The sequence below is a fragment of the Pseudomonas sp. BNK-7 genome (assembly GCF_048072025.1).
GTDB classification, from domain to species: domain Bacteria; phylum Pseudomonadota; class Gammaproteobacteria; order Pseudomonadales; family Pseudomonadaceae; genus Aquipseudomonas; species Aquipseudomonas danubii.
The window spans coordinates 4,506,308-4,522,058 of record NZ_CP182252.1 but is presented as its reverse complement, the minus strand read 5'-3'; the positions used below and the strand labels follow the sequence as shown (position 1 = coordinate 4,522,058).

Here is a 15,751-nt window from a genome sequence, read left to right as displayed (position 1 = left end):
CTATCCCCTGCAATTGTCGGCGCGGCCACGGATCCACGACCAGTCGGCGACACTGCCGACGTAGTGGTTCGGTGGGTTGTGACCGGACTGGAAAGTGCCATCCAGGCTGAGCTGCCCTTGCTGCTCCTGGGTGGCGGGACGAAAGTCCAGGAGTCCGCCCTCGATGCGCACCGGTCCGACGCTGGACTGACGCAGGCTCACCGGGGTGGCGGTGGCCATGAGGGTGTAGCGGTCGATCAGATCGCTGGCGTAATAGAAGCTCACCTGGGCGGTCAGCGCGTTGCTGCTGTCGGCCTTGTAAGGGTCCAGCAGTTCCACGGTCACCTGCAGGTCCGGCAGCAAGGGCTGGCGGTAGCGGGCCAGGACACTGGTGGTCGGGCTCTGCCAGCGGATCAGGTCGCCACGATAGGCCTGGGTCACGGATTTGCCGCTGTCGCGCAGGTTCTCGATGGTGAAGTCGGCCAGCAGGTGCGAAGTGTTGGGTGGTGCGCAGAAAAAGGCGCCCAGGCTGCCCCAGACCCGCTGGCCATCGCCGTTGGCCAGATCGAAGTCGGCGGTGGGAGCGGCGGCGGTCATGTTCAAGCCGGTCAGGGCGGCGTTGCCCAGGGAAACCTGGGCATTGACCCGGGCTTCGTGGCTGTCCACCACCAGCACGAACATCACCGGACCGACCTGGCGATTGACCTTCATCCCGGGTAGCAGCACGGGGCCCGGTACGCAAGGATCATTGGCGGCGGCAGAGGAGGAGGGCGAGAGGTCGACGCAATCCGCGGCGGGCGAGGTGGCATCGGTGCTGGAAAGGACTTGCTCGTGGCCGTCGCTGGACACCACTGGCGCACGGCTGCCGGTGGTCATCAACCACGCTGCAGTCGCCAGGATCGCGCCGAGGGTTGCCCAGAGAATCCGGGTGTAGAGCATCCGTTGCCTGGTCACGCGAGGGTACCGTCCATGTCCCGTATTGCATGAAGCGAAGCCGGCGTTGCCGGCCTCGCAAATGGGCTCCGGCCTAGGAGCCCGAGTCGATCACGACAGGGTGAAGGTCCCGATGTTGGTGTTGTTGAACGGTGTTTCCGAGCCGCTGTCGACGATCTCCCCGGTGAACAGGATGCTGAACGCCGAACCCACGTTCTGCAGCTTGACCTGGGCACCCTTGCGCAGGATGACCGGACCGGCGGAGGAGTCGGCGCTGAGAGTCTGGACAGTTGCGGTGTTGTTGACCTGGGTGGCCCACAGCAGGTTGTTCTGATAGCTGAAGGTCACTTTGGTGGTCTGGTTGGGGTCGCCGTTGTAGGTCGCGGTGGACTGGCTGTTGATGGTCAGGGGGGTGGTGACGGTGTTTACCGAGGTGAAGGCGGTCATGTTGAATATCCTTTTCGTGTGTTGGGCATGATTCAGCTGGCTGAATCGGGTGAGAGTCTAGGTGTGCTTCCTGGTCTGTCGAGGTCGCTGACCCAGCGTTCGAAAGGCGTTTTTGACCCTCTGGCGATGCTCCGGACACACCGCGTTTAGCGCTGTAGACCGCATAACTTAAAGGCTCTTGGCCTGAATGCGAGTTCGAGGAACAAGGCCTCTAATAGCGTTTTGTTATCACTGTTAATACAAAATAGTTGGACACTCCCGAGTTCTGCGTTGGCGTCCCGCACGGGCAGGGTGAAACATCAACTAAGCAGAGAGTTTCGGGATGAGGGGACATGTAGGGAATAGGAGATATTGTTAACTCAACTAAACAACCATTTAGTTGAGTTAACCCATAACCGTGCTCAGAGTAGGAGGGCAGTATTAGCCAAATGCCAAAGTGGCTGCATTTAACGCGCTATCGACAGTATTGAGTAGTTGCCGGTGATCGAATTCACGTTTGTCATGGTGATGACTACGTTGCATTACGCGTTCAATCGCATAACGATCGACATCCAACCAGTAATGGTCATCAACATGCTCGGCATGTACCATCTTTGCGGCATATTTGCCGGCTTCACCATCAGCTTTCAAATGATGGAAAACACTGCAGAAATCTACCAGTTTTTTGTCTTTGGTGGCTATCCAACAGTCTTGTTGAACTCCATCAAGTCCGTTCTGATCCGTTATATTGGCGGCATGCAGGAGGCGTATATCAGAGGCTCCGTTGAAGGCAATCGCCTTTACATCCGCCACGGTTGTCGGCAGTTTCTCTTCACTAGTTTTGAGGAAGTTATTTCTGACCTTGCGCCGTAACTCAATGGTTTCCCGGGAATGTGCGTCGGGCTCTGCGAAGCAGTATTTGGCGATTTCTATTTCAGTGGCGCTCAGAATATCGACATGCGCCTCAAGGTTATCGATGAACCATTTGAACTTGTCGAAGGGCTTCAACTTCATTCGATCGGCAACGTTCAGATAAATCAGACTGGCATACGGTACTGCAAGCGTAACCTTGGCGTCAGACGACAAGTCGTCATAACCGTAATCTTTTTTTTTGCCTTGGAACAAGGTGTGAACTGCATTCGGCGTATCAATGAACTGAGGCAGGTGTTGGGCGCAGAAAAGCTCATAGGCGTCACTTGCTTGACGTGCCAGCTCTGGGGGCATTTCGCTAAGGGCCAGTCCAGGTGACAAGCAAACACTTTGAGGCGGGCAACGATGCAATAGCTTCACTAGATTCTGCAGGCCTTGTTTTTTGACAGACGCCCATTTGTTGCCATGCTTGACGACTTTTTCCATGCTGATGAGCATGTTGGTGTCCAGCGAGATAGTCGTCTCGACATTCGCCGACTTGTTACGGGCAATGTGAACGGGATCGAGCGTCGACTCAGTGATACGGCTGGCTTTGATGAACAGGGTTCTGGCTTCCATGATCAATCCTTGGTCGGGGCCTGTATTCCTGGTTTCTACCAGAGCAACGTAGGTCAGTCGATTTAATACTATGATGCGCATAATGTATATTATGTTAAATCATATGCCACTGAATCGCCCCGGATTCTCTAGACACCTTGCAAACTCATTGCGTAACGCTTTCAAACTCCCCCGGCGACAGCTGATCGTTGAAGCCATGCCGACGTTTTACGTTGTAGAACATCTCGATGTAGTTGCCTCGGCGACTATCACCTCTTGCTTAGGTTTACGCCTCCAAACCGCCATCGCCACACGATGATGACCACAATCCTCACCGACCTCGCGCAGATCGTCATGGATTTTGCGATAGCCATAAACGCCGCCGCTCTCCAGCCAGGAATGTTTGATCAAACCCAGTAATCGCTGATCGTCTTTAGCGCGTGCAGATTGCGGATCAGACAACCAAGTACGCGGCGGCCTTCAGTGACGCGCTTGAGTTCTGGTCGCAGACGACGCAGTTCAGCGTGTTGATCATCGTGACGAGTTCTTTGCACTCAAAAAGTCCTGGGAACAGCAAAGACCCTTACAGATTCCTCAGAGCAAACGGCGTCATGAAATCTACTTTCATAAAAATCAAAAGCAGTTTCTACCCCGTAGTTGGAAAAATACCTTTTTACTTGCTGCAACTCCCATGACTCAAGATCTCCATTATTTTCTCGTATTTTTTCCAAAAAACCGACTGAGGCCGGCTTTGGATAAATAAATATATTAGGTATGAGAATGCCTTGTTCCTCCAATCCCGCAAAGTCTGTAAAGGTCACGGCAAAAAACACACTTTCACTTCTAGATACTTCTAACAATCTTAAAGTATTCAAAAGAAACACAGCGAGCCCTGTCAGAAAGTTAGAAGCCCCGCTGTCGCCCAGCTCATCCTTTAAGAGCTTTAAGCGACTGTATCTTGACACAAGTGGAATTTCTTCAAAGCTTTCATAGCTCTCGAAGAATACATCCATGTCGTTGTACGGTTCTTCGCTGATTATTTTACTGTAGATATCTGTAAGCTTCATTTTCAGGAGGGGCTCCATCCGTACTTGTTAAGTTATTAATTTATTTTCTTTTGCCCTGCTATAGAACTTTGAAAGCTTTTAATGAAGAGCGAACTTATATTAGGAACGTAAGTGCCACTCACCCCGTCACCGCCTGATAAACCACCCGATGCGCCTCGGTCGGCAGCGGCACTTCCCACTTGAACAACATGCGGCGGATATCTTCGTTGCGCAGTGAGGTGTCGCGCTTCTGGTTGCGCCGCATGATCTCGTCCTCGGGCCGTTCCAGGTAAAGAATTTCCACCTCGGCGCCGTAGCCATAGAGCAAGTCCAGGGTGCGGTTGCGCATCTGCGCCGACAGGTGCGTGGAGTTCCACACAAAGGGTTTGTGCTCGCGCAACAAGGCCTTGGCCCGGTCGATGGCGTAATGCGCAGCGGCGCCTTCGTTCTGTCCGTGGCGCAGGCCCAGGGCCTGGCGCGCGTCGTCGAACGACACCACCGGCAGCTCCGGGTAATGTTGCGCGGTCCAGGTGTCCTTGCCGCTGGCCGGCAGGCCCGAGAGCATCACCACCGAGGAGCCCTGCGGCGGGTGCAGCGGGTAGTCGGGATGTACCCGGGCGCCACGCAGGTACTGAATGCGTGTGTAGTCGTCGACAAAGGCCCGCGGCCCGTGCAGGCAGCCCTCCTCCCGCGCCAGTTCGCGCCACAGTTCGATGGCGTCCAGTACATCGGCCTTGCCGGCGTAGTTGCGACCCTGCATATCGGCCTCGGCCACGGCACAGAGCATCCACAGCGGCAGTTCCCAGGACAGTTTGTGCAACAGGAACTCAGCGCTGCGGCCGCTGCGATCACCCTGCAGGGCGAAGAACGGCACCTGGTGCACGGCGATGATGCGGCAGATCTGCTCGCGCAACTCGAACGGCACACCGGCGCGCCAGAACAGCAGCCGCGCGTCCACTGCGCCCCGGCGTGAATGACCGGGCTGGCCGATACGCCCGGTATCCGGGTCGATCACCGTGGTATCGGGCTTGGCGATGTCGTGCAACAGGGCGGCGAAGAACAGCACAAAGCGCTGCTCGGCGCTGGCCTGCTGGTAGGCGGGTTGGGCCAGCAAGGCTTCGACTACCAGACGGGTATGAATCCACACATCGCCCTCGGCGTGGTAGGTCGGGTCTTGCGGTGTATCGGCCAGGCGCGCCAGGGCCGGGATGGCCGCCAGGCAGGCGGCGGCGTCCATATCGCGCCCCGGCTCGGGGACCAGTTGTTGCAGTTGTCGAATATCCATATCGGGATGCTCCTTCAATAGCCGTGGCGCGGGCCCTGCCAGTCCATGGACAGGCGCGGGGCATAGAGGTCGACGCCGTCGGCCAGTTGATTGGGGATGAAGGGTTGGTTGGCATGGTGCTGGTCGGCATCAATGATGGCCTGGACGAAGTCCTGGCGTACCCACTTGAGCCGGCCGAGGGTCTGCTGCTCGTCCTCGAGCTTCAGATACAGGCCTTCCATGCGGCTGGATCGGTCGCACTGGCGCCAGGCACGGGCCAGGTCGAGGCCTTCGCGGCGCACCACCTGCTCGAACACCTCGCGCCAGCGCTCGGTCTTGGCCAGCGAATCGCCCACCAGCGCCATCAGCTCGGCATGCCGGCGCGGCGCCGGGCCTTCGTACAGCACCGGCACCGACAGCACCGGCCCTCCCTCGAGCAGGCACCGGCGCGCCGCGGTGGAGAGGAACAGCCCTGTGGCGCGGTCCCACACATCGAACTCGCAGAAATAATGTGGCAAGCGGTCGTAGAACACCGAGTGCTTCTTGTGCAGCCATTCGCCATACAGCACGAAGCGATCTTCCAGGCGCTCCAGCAACCAGTGTTCGTGAGCCACGGCCCACTGCTTGAACAGATTGAACTGGCGCTCGCGCCCACCGCCGGTGAGGTAGTGACCGCGAGATTGCAGGCGCAACTCGCCGCTTGCGCTGAAGCTGATGCCGGCGTTGGCGCCATCGAGTTTTTCTTCCACCACCAGCCACTGCCCGGCCAGGGCGGCATAGCGCACCTGGCCAGTGTCAGTGTCGCCATCTTGCAGGCGCGAGCCTTGCAGATGGGGCGTGCGGGGGTATTTGAGCAGTTCCAGGTTGTGCGCGGTGGCACGAATATCCATGTGCATGGGTTTGTCCTCGAAAACAGAGAAAAACCAACGACAGGATCAGGCAGGCATGGCAATCAAGCGCCGCCGCGCATAGGCACGGGCAGCCATCAGGCAGGATGGACCGTCGTCGGTATCAGGCGTGTTGGCTGGCGTAGGGCACTGGCTTCACCACTTGGAGAAAAGGTTGCAGAGGCTTTAGGGCGCGCATTCAACAGCAGATAGCGGCATCAGGTCAAGTCCCGAAAGGGCAAAACCCCCGCGGCCCTGTTTGCGCGCAACACCCGAGCTTTTGTCATGAAAAAAACCGCCTGGTGCTCATAGGGTGCAGCCAGTCATAACCCCGATAAGGAATCGATCATGAAACTTTCAAGCGTGCTGATGGCTGGCGTCATTGGCCTGGCCCTTGCACCTTTGGCCCAGGCCTCGTCCACATCGGACAGCGAAGAAAAAGCCCAGTTACGCAAACTCTTCTGCGAGTCGAAGGGCGGCGCCGATATCACGGCGCTGGGTGAGTTGAAGAAGTCCGACGACGTCGGCGCCGTGGTGGTGTGCAAGCTCCCGCCGTCGCCCACCACCGTGGTGGAAAACCAGGCGGCATCGAGCCTTGCCGCCCTGCCATTGACGCCCGTCACGGCAACGCTTGCGCCACCGTCCGGGGTCTACAAGCTCGCCCCAGGCGCCAGCAGCGTCAACACGTCCTGCTCGGCCAACCTGGCCATCGCCAAATGGGCAGGCTTTCCCAGTACCAGCAACGGCAACGCCACCTTGAACTGTCGCGGATACAACGCCGGCGCAGCAGGCGGCACGCTGGGGTGCAAGATCGAATGGACCGGGCCGACCCAGGTCGCCATCGGGGTCACCCCTTACGGCGGCCAGGTGGCGGTGAACTTCAGTTGCCAGGCCCTGTACTTCGGCTCCGTCGGCACGGTGATGGATTTCAGCTACGCCGATCCGACTTATCCGCGTATCCGCTACGGCTCGGTCCAGGCCACCAGCAGCATGACCATCACCCAGTAAGGCCGTGCCGGCTCGGCTGAACTTCGGTCAAGCGCCGGCGGGGTCGCTCCCTGCCGGCCGCCCTCCTCTGCATCACTGCTTGCCGCGCATGCTGTTGCGCCATATGCGGTAGGCCCTGATCCCCGAACGCACCGAACTGAACAGCAACTGGCGGTCCATTTCCCGGGTCATCCCCGAGCGTTCCAGCATCGTCAGGAAAGTACCGCGAGCACGGGCGATCGCGAAGTAGATGCCCTGGGCGGCCAGGGTTTCGCGGATTTCCCGCAGCACCGCGATGCCGCTGACATCGATATCGGTCACCGCCTCGGCATTGAACAGCACCACCTCGGGCTGGCTCTCGCGCTGCACGGTGTCGAGCAGGCGCATCTTGAAGTAGTCGGCGTTGAAGAACAGGATCGCGTCGTCGAAGCGATACACCACCAGGCCGGGCACGGTGTGGGCTTGCGGGTACTGGCGGATGTCCACCTGGCCTTCGATGCCCGGCATCCAGCCCAGCACCGCGTCGGTGGGTTGGTAGATGCTGTACAGCAGGCGCAGGATGGCCAGGGTCACGGCGAAGATGATGCCCGGCAGCACGCCCAGGCCCAGCACGCTGACAGTGGTCAGCAGGCACAGCCAGAACTCGAAGCGGCTCAGGCGGTAGATTTGCTTCAGGGACTTGACGTCGAGCAGGCCCCAGCCCGCCATCAACAGCACCGCGCCCAGGGCCGGCTGCGGAATCCACGCCATGGGCGCGGTGAAAAACAGCAGAATCAGCGCAATCGCCAGGGCAGCGATGATGCCCACCAACTGGCTCTTGCCTCCGGCCATGTCATTGACCGCGGTACGCGAATCCGCGCCGCTGATGGCAAAGCCCTGGGAGGCTCCGGCCGCCAGGTTGCTCAGGCCCAGGGCGATGAATTCATGGTTGGCGTTGATCGCGTAGCCATGGCGCGCGGCGAAGCTGCGGGCAGTGAGCATGGCGCTGCAAAAACTCACGGTGGCGATGCCCAGCGCGTCGCGCAGCAGGCTCTTGCTTTCCTCCAGGCTGGTCTTGGGCCAGGACAACTCGGGAATCCCGGCCGGCACAGGGCCGAGGATCGCCACCCCGAAGCGGTCGAAGCCCAAGAGCCCGGCCAGCAAGGTGAACAGCGCCACCGTCAGCAGCGCTGCCGGCAGCCGCGGGTAGCGTCGCGGCAGCCAGATCAAAAGGCCCAGGCTGGCCAGGCCAACGGCCAGGGTCAGGCCATGGATCTCCCCCAGTCGCTGGAGAAAGTCCGCCAATCCCAGAATGAAGCCGTCGCCTTCGATCTTGAAGCCCACCACCTTGCCCATTTGCCCGGCGATCAGGCTCAGACCGATGCCGTTGAGGTAGCCGATGAGGATCGGCCGCGAGAAGAAGCTGGCGATAAAACCCGCTCGGGCGATCCCGGCGGCGATCAGCATCAGGCCCACCAGCACGGTGACGATCATCGACAACTCGACGGTACGCTGCAGGTCGCCCATGGCCAAAGGCGCTACGGCCCCGCCGAGCATGGCGCAAGTGGCAGCATCGGGGCCGACCATCAGTTGCCGCGAGCTGCCGATCAAGGCATAGACAATCATCGGCAGCACACAGGCGTAGAGCCCGTACTGTGGCGGCAGGCCGACAATCTGCGCATAGGCGATGGCGATCGGGATCTGGATAGCCGCCACGGACAACCCGGCCCGCAGGTCGGCGCGAAACCATTCGCGGCGGTAGTGCAACAAGTTGGACAGGCCAGATAGACAGCGCGATAACGACATGCCGGGTCCTTTCGAAGTATTGCGTTCTTGTGTTTGGTTGCGCTCCGGCGGCCCTCTTATTTGGCCAGGCGATGCGGGCGCGTATTCAAGCGAATCGGGCCACTGGGCGCCATGAGCTGGAGCAGCTTTTGCGTCGATCGAAAGGGTTATGCACTTTCACAAGTAATTTCAGCAACCCCTAGGTATGCTCCGCTTTTTATTGCTGATCACTGATACCGGGATGCCAGCCCAAGCCTCTGCTGCGCAGGCGCAGCTCATGGAGCCGTATCCTCAAGGATGTTTGAACGATGAGTACCCCCGCGCTGGATATCGCCAGCCTCACGCCACTGCCTTACCACCAGCAGGTGGTCGACTACCTGAAAACCAGTGAACCTGCGGTGTGGGCTTGGGCCTCGTCGCTGGGCGTTCAGCAGGAACACGCCCAGGATGTGCGCGCCCAATTGCTGCGAGACACCTATCGCCTGAGCCCGGAAACTCACTCGCAGGCCTATCAGGCCTGTGAGACGGCGTTGCAACGCCTGCAGATCGAGGCCCCCGCGACCCTCTACCAGGCCGGCGATGGCACCATGAATGCCAGCCTGTATTACCTGGCCGGTGAGGTGCATGTGGTGTTCTACGGGCCGATCCTTGAACGGCTCGATGCTCAGGAGCTGCTGGCGTTGCTGGGGCATGAACTGGCGCATTACCGCTTGTGGTCGGAGCACGAGGGCGACTACCTCACCGCCGAGCGGATTCTCAATCACGCGATGGCCGATGTGTATACGCCTGCGAGCCTGGAACAGACCGCACGTTTATATAGCCTGCACACCGAAATCTACGCCGACCGCGGGGCGGCGCTGGCGGCTGGCTGTGCGCAAGCCTCCATCACCTCGCTGGTCAAGGTCCACACCGGGATTCTCAGCGTCGATGCCGCCAGCTATCTGCAGCAGGCCCGCGAACTGGATGGCAAGGATGCGCCGTTGTCCCAGGGCGTTTCCCATCCGGAGACTTTTCTGCGTTCCCAAGCGGTGGAAAGCTGGTGGCGACAGCTCCCGGATACCGACGCCTGGCTGCACCGCCGATTGCGCGGGCCCTTGTCGCTCAACCGTCTGGACGTGACCGACCAGGTCGAGTTGACCGCCCTCACCCGCGGCTTCATCGCCCGCTTCATCGGCAACACGGTGTTGCAGTCCGAGGCGGTGCTCAATCAGGTGCGCGGCTTCTTTCCCGACTGGAAGGCGCCTGAAACACCGCTGGACCTCGGCACGCTGAATGCCGAGCGCATCGACGCGAGCATTCACGAATACCTGCACTACATCATGCTCGACCTGTGCCTGGTCGACCGTGACCTGCGGGATGAAGCCTTGCTGCATGCCGCGCGCACGGCGAAAAAACTCGGCAGCGCCGACGACTTCATCAACGTGCTCAAGCGCGATATCAAATTCCCCAAACGTGAGCTCGACCCGATTGTTCGTGCGCTCAAGGCGGAGGTCGACACATGGACCCAATAACTCAACCGCTGAACTTCGCTCAATTGCTGCAGAGTCACGATGGCGCCGCCGTGCCCATCGACGATGTGCTGTTCCTGGCGCTGCCGCTGCTGCGCCAGGTGGCGCAATTGCATGAGCGGGGGCATGTCGCCCAGCTCAGTTACCTGGATGTGGTGCTAGGCCCGGAACGCACCCTGCAACTGCGCCACCCCGACGGCCAGTCGCCGCGCCTGGCGCTGGAGGCGATCAGGCAGGTGCAGCCCAATCCAGAGTCGGCGCTGAATATCGTCGGCAAGGTCCGCCTGACCCGGGATTCGGAAACCGGCGTGGCCATTACCGACCTGCAAGTCCAGGAAGACCCGCAACAGCCCATCAACCATCCGGTGTTCCTCACGGACTTGCACAGTTGGGAACATCGGCTCGGGCATCACGACGAAATCACTGATATTTTCCAGCTCGGTCAGTTGCTCGCGTGCCTGGCCTGCGGCTTGGATTTTGCCGACATCAACGACCTCAAGTCGTTTGCCGCGCACCGGCGCAACCTGTTCCAGCTCAATGGCCGGCTCAACCCGGTGCTGGCCAACTTGATCGTCGAGATGACCGAGCTCAACCGCCATGAACGCGCCACTGATGTGGGCTCGCTGGCACGCCGCTTGGAGTCCTGGCGCGAACAGCCGGCCAGCCTCGATGTCGAGCGTGTGTTGGCCCAGGCCGAAGGCCCGGCTTCGCGACGCACTGTGGTGCTGGAACATCTGCGCAACCGCTTGTTTGACCTTTCGCGTCGCAATCGCCTGCTGTATTTCCGGCCGACCCAGACCAGCGTCAACTTGACCGTGGCCAGCGTTCCGTTGGTGATGCGCATTGAAAGTATCCGGCCCGAAGCGCTGTGTACCTGGCAACCCACCTTCGGCGGATTCTGCGAACAAGTGCTGGGCGGCAAACCTGTCGGCCTGCAGCAATGGCTACGGTTCGAAGACCAGACCTGGCTGCAGGCGTCGCTGGAGCGCATCATCCAGGAAACCCGTCGCGACCGCGCCGAATTCGGCTTCAGCAACCTTCGCCTGGTGGTGGCGTTCATGCGCTGGCACAACCTCAAGGACACGCCGGAAGAACGCATCGTCACCCCGCTGCTGTGGTTGCCGGTAGAGTTGAGTCGCAAAAAAGGGGTGCGTGACCAGTTCGTGTTGCAGTGCGACGAAACCGAGGCCGAATTCAACCCGGTACTGCGTCATCAATTGCGTCAGCTCTACGACATCCAGTTGCCGGAAACCGTCGACCTGCAAAAGACTTCGGTGGAAGACATCCACGCCGATATTGCGCGCCAGATCAAACTGACCGAACCCGGCGTCGAGTTACACCTGCAAAGCAAACCGCAAATCGAACTGATCCACCAAAAAGCCGTGCAGCATCTGCACCACTTCCAGCGCCGTCGTGCCCGCCAGCGCATGTCGACGCCTTTGGTGAAGCCGGATTTCAGCTACGACCGCGAAGATTTCCGTCCGCTGGGCCTGCAGTTGTTCCAGCAAAAGGTGCTGCCCAGCGAGTTGCCGCTGCGTCTGGCCATAGGCGCCAAGCCCGTTCTGCGCAACCAACACCCTCAGATGGTTGCCAGCAGCGCCGAAAACAGCACCTTCGCCATGCCCGAGAACCAGGGGCATCGCTACGCCTGGGACATAGACCTGACCCAGGTGACCCTGGCCAACTTCAATTATCGAAAGATGTCGCTGGTGCGTGACTATGCGCAGTTGATCGACGAACCGGCGCAGAACGAAGCCTTTGACCGGATGTTCTCCATCGAGCCTCGGGACGTCGAGGTCCAGGCCCCCGAGCCGACCCCGTTGTCCGAACAGTGGAACGTGGTGGCGGGCGACGCCACGCAGAATGCTGCCGTCAGCCTGGCCCGTACCGGGCGTAACTTCATCATCCAGGGACCGCCAGGCACCGGCAAATCCCAGACCATCACCAACCTGATCGCGGACTACGCCGCTCGTGGCCTGCGCGTGCTGTTTGTCTGTGAAAAGCGTGCAGCGCTGGACGTTGTGTTCCATCGCCTGCAACAAAGTCAACTGGGTGAGTTGTGCTGCCTGATTCATGATTCCCAGACCGACAAGAAGGCCTTCGTGAGCAACCTGCGCGAGTGCTATGAGCGCTGGATCGCCGGTGATGCGCAGTCGTCGCAATTGCAAGCCCGGCGCGACGCCTTGCTGGCTGGCCTGAGTCAACAGCTGGGGTTGATCGAGCGTTTTGAACAGGCAATGCGTGGGGCGCCGGAGTCCTTGGCATGTTCGGTACGCGAGCTGGTACGGCATCTGATCGAACTGCCGCCCGTTGCTGCCAAGCTGCCCCCCGAAGCCTTGGAACGTTTACCCGAATGGCGTCAGTGGCAGGCACAAAGCGAGCTGACGGGGCGCGTGTATCAGGCGATCAAAGAACGTTTCGGCCTCGACAGCTTCGCACGTCATCCTTTCAGCCATTTGGCCTCAAGCCTGATTACCCACGAACATGCCTACGGCCAACTCAAGGCGTTCCTGGATGAAGCCAGTGGGCTGATGGACAGCGTCGAGCAGTTTCTGGAGTCATCGTCGAGCCTGTTGTCCGGGGACACCCGCCTGGCGGATGCGTGCGTGCTGACCCAGGCCGCCGAACAATTGACCAGCGCCAACCTGGCAGCGCACCTCGACCTGCTGGAACCGGGCTCATCCGGCGCCCAAGCGCTGCACGCCGAGCAGGCCGCGATGCACGCACTGGCCGTACAGCAACACAACGCCCGTGAATCCACCCACCACTGGCGTGAAAAACTCGCGCCCCAGGACACCCAGGCTGCCATCGATCTGGTACAGCGGCTGGAAGGCTCGCTGCTGCGTTGGCTGCAACCGGCCTGGTGGCGGCTGCGCGGTGAATTGCAACGACGCTACGACTTCAGTCAGCACGCGATTCGACCCAGTTTCGGGAGCGTGCTAGACAACCTGGCCCGCGAGCATCGCGTCACTGCCGAGCTGCACGCCGAGCAGCAACGCTTGCAAGCGCGTTACGGCATCCCGGATGTCGACCTGTTCCTGCACAACCTGCAAGCCTTGCTCCAGCAACTGAGCGCATCACCGCTGTTGCGCCAATGGGTTGAGGGCCTGCGGGGTGATCCCGACGCTCTGTCCGGTGTACGCCAGGAAGCCAGCCTGCGCCAGCCGGTGGCGCGCTTGGCCGAGCTGGTCGCGCAACATTGTGTGTTCGACCCGGCGCTGAGCCTGGTCGAGTTGGCCGAGTACCTGCGCGATCTGCGTGAAGAACTCGACGAGCTGCCCGACACCCTGCCCCTGCTCAATGAGCTGCACCAAGCCGATCCTGTCTGCCTGGCGGTCGTGCAACAGTACGCCTTGGCGCAACGCGCACTGGACGGTTTGATTGCCCAGGAAAACCTGACCCGCCTGTACCGCGCCAATCCGCAGCTGGCGCGCTTCGACGGCCCGGCCTTGAGTCTGGCCGCGCGCGAGGTCAGCCAGGCTGAATGCAACCTGCTCAAAAGCAACGCGCAGGTGCTTAGCGCCACGTTGCACCAGCGTTTTCTGGAGCATGTGAAGCAATCGGCGATGTCGGTGACTCAACTCGACGCCCAGGCCCGGGAGTTCAAGAAAGCCTACGCCAAAGGCCGACGTGAACTGGAACATGAACTGGGCAAGACCATGCGCTATCGCTCCATTCGCGAAATGGCGAGTGGCGACAGTGGCCGCGTGATCAACGACCTCAAACCCATCTGGTTGATGAGCCCGCTGTCAGTGTCCGACACCCTGCCTTTGACCCCGGACCTGTTTGACGTGGTGATTTTCGACGAAGCCAGTCAGATCCCCAGCGAAGAAGCCGTGCCGGCACTGAGCCGTGCGCAGCAGGTGATTGTGGTCGGTGACGAGATGCAATTACCACCGACCAACTTCTTCTCCAGTGCCGGCGACCAGGACGACAACGAACTGATTGCCATGGAGGATGGTGAGCAGATCGCAATCAACCTTGATGCCGACAGCCTGCTGAGCCAAGCCGCGCGAAACTTGCCGGCAACCCTCCTGGCCTGGCACTACCGCAGCCGCCACGAAGCCTTGATCAGCTTTTCTAACGCGGCGTTCTACGAAGGCCGGCTGATCACCATTCCCGACCGTCGTATCGAGCGCCCTGCCCCGGCCCAAACCGCACTGGACTCCACGGACGCCCAGGCCGTCATCCGCGGCGCCGACGCGCTGCAGGACAGCCCGATCAGCTTCTTGAAGATGACCGACGGTGTCTACCTCAGCCGCAGCAACCTGGCCGAAGCGCGGTACATCGCCAACCTGGTACGGGAGCTGCTGCAACGGGAAACGGGTCTGAGCCTGGGTATCGTGGCCTTTTCCGAGGCCCAGCAAGGCGCCATCGAGCAGGCCCTAGAAGACTTGGCCAGCGGCGACTCGGCCTTTGCCACACGGCTTGAGCGCGAGTACGTGCGTGAAGATGCCGGGCAATTCAATGGCCTGTTCGTCAAGAACCTGGAAAACGTCCAGGGGGATGAGCGTGATGTGATCATCCTGAGCATCTGTTACGCGCCAGGACCGAACGGCAAGATGCTGATGAACTTCGGCCCGATCAACCAGCGTGGTGGGGAAAAACGCCTCAATGTGATCTTCAGTCGCGCCCGCAAGCGCATGGCGATTGTCTCCAGCATAGAGTCCGAAGCCATCACCAACACCCACAACGATGGTGCCGCCGCACTGCGCGCGTTCCTGCAGTTCGCCCAGGCCAGCGCCAGCGGGGATGCGCCGCGCTCCCAGGGTATCCTCGCCAACCTCAATCCAGGCGCCAAGCAGTCCTTTGCCGTCAGCCTGCCCAAGGATCACCTGCGCGGTGCCCTCGCTGCCGCGTTGCGAAAGCGCGGGCATTCGGTTCAGGAATATGTCGGACGTTCGCAGTTCCGTTGCGACCTCGCGATCAGTGACGCCAGTGGTGAACACTTCAGCCTCGGCGTACTGCTGGACAGTGATACCGCGGCCGCCCCTGACGTACGTGAGCGCTACATTTTCCGCCCGACGGTGCTGCGCAGCTTTGGTTGGAAGATCATCGACGTGCTCAGTAATGACTGGCTGCGCGACCAAGAAGAGGTGCTCAATCGCATCGAAGCGTTACTCAGGGGCGAGGAAGCCGTTGCACTTCCAGAACCGCAACAGCCAGAGGAAACCATCGAGATCCAAGCCCAGCCGCCAGTCACCGCTGAAGCGACACCCTTGATGCGCGAGTTCACCTTTGGTGAGGGCAATTCCAACAAGTTCTGGCGTATCGGCGTCGCCGAGGCTGAGGTGACGGTGAATTTCGGCCGTATCGGCACCAAGGGCCAGACCCTGATCAAGTCCCTCGACAGTCCCGAACGCGCTTTGCGTGAAGCAGAAAAGCTGATCGCGGAGAAACTGCGCAAAGGCTATCAAGAGCAGGCAGGGTCAATCACCCAGGGGTGAGCTGCGTCGGTCTAGCACGAATGAGACAAGCGCATTCAATCTG

At 60.4% G+C, this 15,751-nt stretch carries 10 protein-coding genes and 1 pseudogene; 3 read left to right on the top strand and 8 right to left on the bottom strand.

Annotated elements, in window-relative coordinates; genetic code table 11:
* From ACMGF8_RS20545 to ACMGF8_RS20515, 7 genes and pseudogenes are all read right to left on the bottom strand, one after another.
* Positions 1 to 933, bottom strand: coding sequence for a hypothetical protein (locus ACMGF8_RS20545; protein WP_416757028.1), 933 nt, complete (start codon positions 931 to 933; stop codon positions 1 to 3).
* Between the two features lie 90 nt (positions 934 to 1,023).
* Positions 1,024 to 1,359: a hypothetical protein gene (locus ACMGF8_RS20540; protein ID WP_416757027.1), complete on the bottom strand. Its 336-nt coding sequence runs from the start codon at positions 1,357 to 1,359 to the stop codon at positions 1,024 to 1,026.
* Between the two features lie 420 nt (positions 1,360 to 1,779).
* Positions 1,780 to 2,826: a hypothetical protein gene (locus ACMGF8_RS20535; protein ID WP_180988626.1), complete on the bottom strand. Its 1,047-nt coding sequence runs from the start codon at positions 2,824 to 2,826 to the stop codon at positions 1,780 to 1,782.
* 285 nt (positions 2,827 to 3,111) lie between these two features.
* Positions 3,112 to 3,270, bottom strand: a pseudogene (locus ACMGF8_RS20530) (IS3 family transposase); the annotation flags it as partial.
* A gap of 89 nt (positions 3,271 to 3,359) precedes the next feature.
* The gene (locus ACMGF8_RS20525) at positions 3,360 to 3,872 is read right to left on the bottom strand and encodes an Imm15 family immunity protein (protein WP_242553934.1); all 513 of its coding nucleotides are present in this window, start codon (positions 3,870 to 3,872) and stop codon (positions 3,360 to 3,362) included.
* A gap of 118 nt (positions 3,873 to 3,990) precedes the next feature.
* Positions 3,991 to 5,136: an AAA family ATPase gene (locus tag ACMGF8_RS20520; protein ID WP_416757026.1), complete on the bottom strand. Its 1,146-nt coding sequence runs from the start codon at positions 5,134 to 5,136 to the stop codon at positions 3,991 to 3,993.
* Positions 5,137 to 5,150: 14 nt separating this feature from the next.
* Positions 5,151 to 6,011: an RNA ligase family protein gene (locus ACMGF8_RS20515; protein ID WP_060839258.1), complete on the bottom strand. Its 861-nt coding sequence runs from the start codon at positions 6,009 to 6,011 to the stop codon at positions 5,151 to 5,153.
* A 339-nt stretch (positions 6,012 to 6,350) separates the two neighbouring features.
* Here ACMGF8_RS20515 and ACMGF8_RS20510 point away from each other — a divergent pair, with 339 nt between their 5' ends.
* Entirely contained in the window at positions 6,351 to 7,010 is a 660-nt protein-coding gene (locus ACMGF8_RS20510; protein WP_207167950.1) for a hypothetical protein, read from the top strand.
* Between the two features lie 72 nt (positions 7,011 to 7,082).
* Here the strand turns inward: ACMGF8_RS20510 and ACMGF8_RS20505 are convergent, their stop codons facing one another.
* Positions 7,083 to 8,774 carry a SulP family inorganic anion transporter gene (locus ACMGF8_RS20505; protein WP_207167948.1) on the bottom strand — a complete coding sequence of 564 codons (1,692 nt, stop codon included), beginning with the start codon at positions 8,772 to 8,774 and terminating at the stop codon, positions 7,083 to 7,085.
* Positions 8,775 to 9,061: 287 nt separating this feature from the next.
* Here ACMGF8_RS20505 and ACMGF8_RS20500 point away from each other — a divergent pair, with 287 nt between their 5' ends.
* Positions 9,062 to 10,264, top strand: coding sequence for a M48 family metalloprotease (locus ACMGF8_RS20500; RefSeq protein ID WP_102865023.1), 1,203 nt, complete (start codon positions 9,062 to 9,064; stop codon positions 10,262 to 10,264).
* Positions 10,252 to 15,708: a WGR domain-containing protein gene (locus ACMGF8_RS20495; RefSeq protein ID WP_416757025.1), complete on the top strand. Its 5,457-nt coding sequence runs from the start codon at positions 10,252 to 10,254 to the stop codon at positions 15,706 to 15,708. Before ACMGF8_RS20500 ends, ACMGF8_RS20495 begins: the two co-directional genes overlap by 13 nt.
* Positions 15,709 to 15,751 lie beyond the last annotated feature (43 nt).

Coding starts and splice junctions, on each gene's coding strand:
- ACMGF8_RS20540 (WP_416757027.1), bottom strand. CDS start 1,359: ATGACCGCCTTCACCTCGGTAAACACCGTCACCACCCCCCTGACCATC.
- ACMGF8_RS20535 (WP_180988626.1), bottom strand. CDS start 2,826: ATGGAAGCCAGAACCCTGTTCATCAAAGCCAGCCGTATCACTGAGTCG.
- ACMGF8_RS20525 (WP_242553934.1), bottom strand. CDS start 3,872: ATGAAGCTTACAGATATCTACAGTAAAATAATCAGCGAAGAACCGTAC.
- ACMGF8_RS20520 (WP_416757026.1), bottom strand. CDS start 5,136: ATGGATATTCGACAACTGCAACAACTGGTCCCCGAGCCGGGGCGCGAT.
- ACMGF8_RS20515 (WP_060839258.1), bottom strand. CDS start 6,011: ATGCACATGGATATTCGTGCCACCGCGCACAACCTGGAACTGCTCAAA.
- ACMGF8_RS20510 (WP_207167950.1), top strand. CDS start 6,351: ATGAAACTTTCAAGCGTGCTGATGGCTGGCGTCATTGGCCTGGCCCTT.
- ACMGF8_RS20505 (WP_207167948.1), bottom strand. CDS start 8,774: ATGTCGTTATCGCGCTGTCTATCTGGCCTGTCCAACTTGTTGCACTAC.
- ACMGF8_RS20500 (WP_102865023.1), top strand. CDS start 9,062: ATGAGTACCCCCGCGCTGGATATCGCCAGCCTCACGCCACTGCCTTAC.
- ACMGF8_RS20495 (WP_416757025.1), top strand. CDS start 10,252: ATGGACCCAATAACTCAACCGCTGAACTTCGCTCAATTGCTGCAGAGT.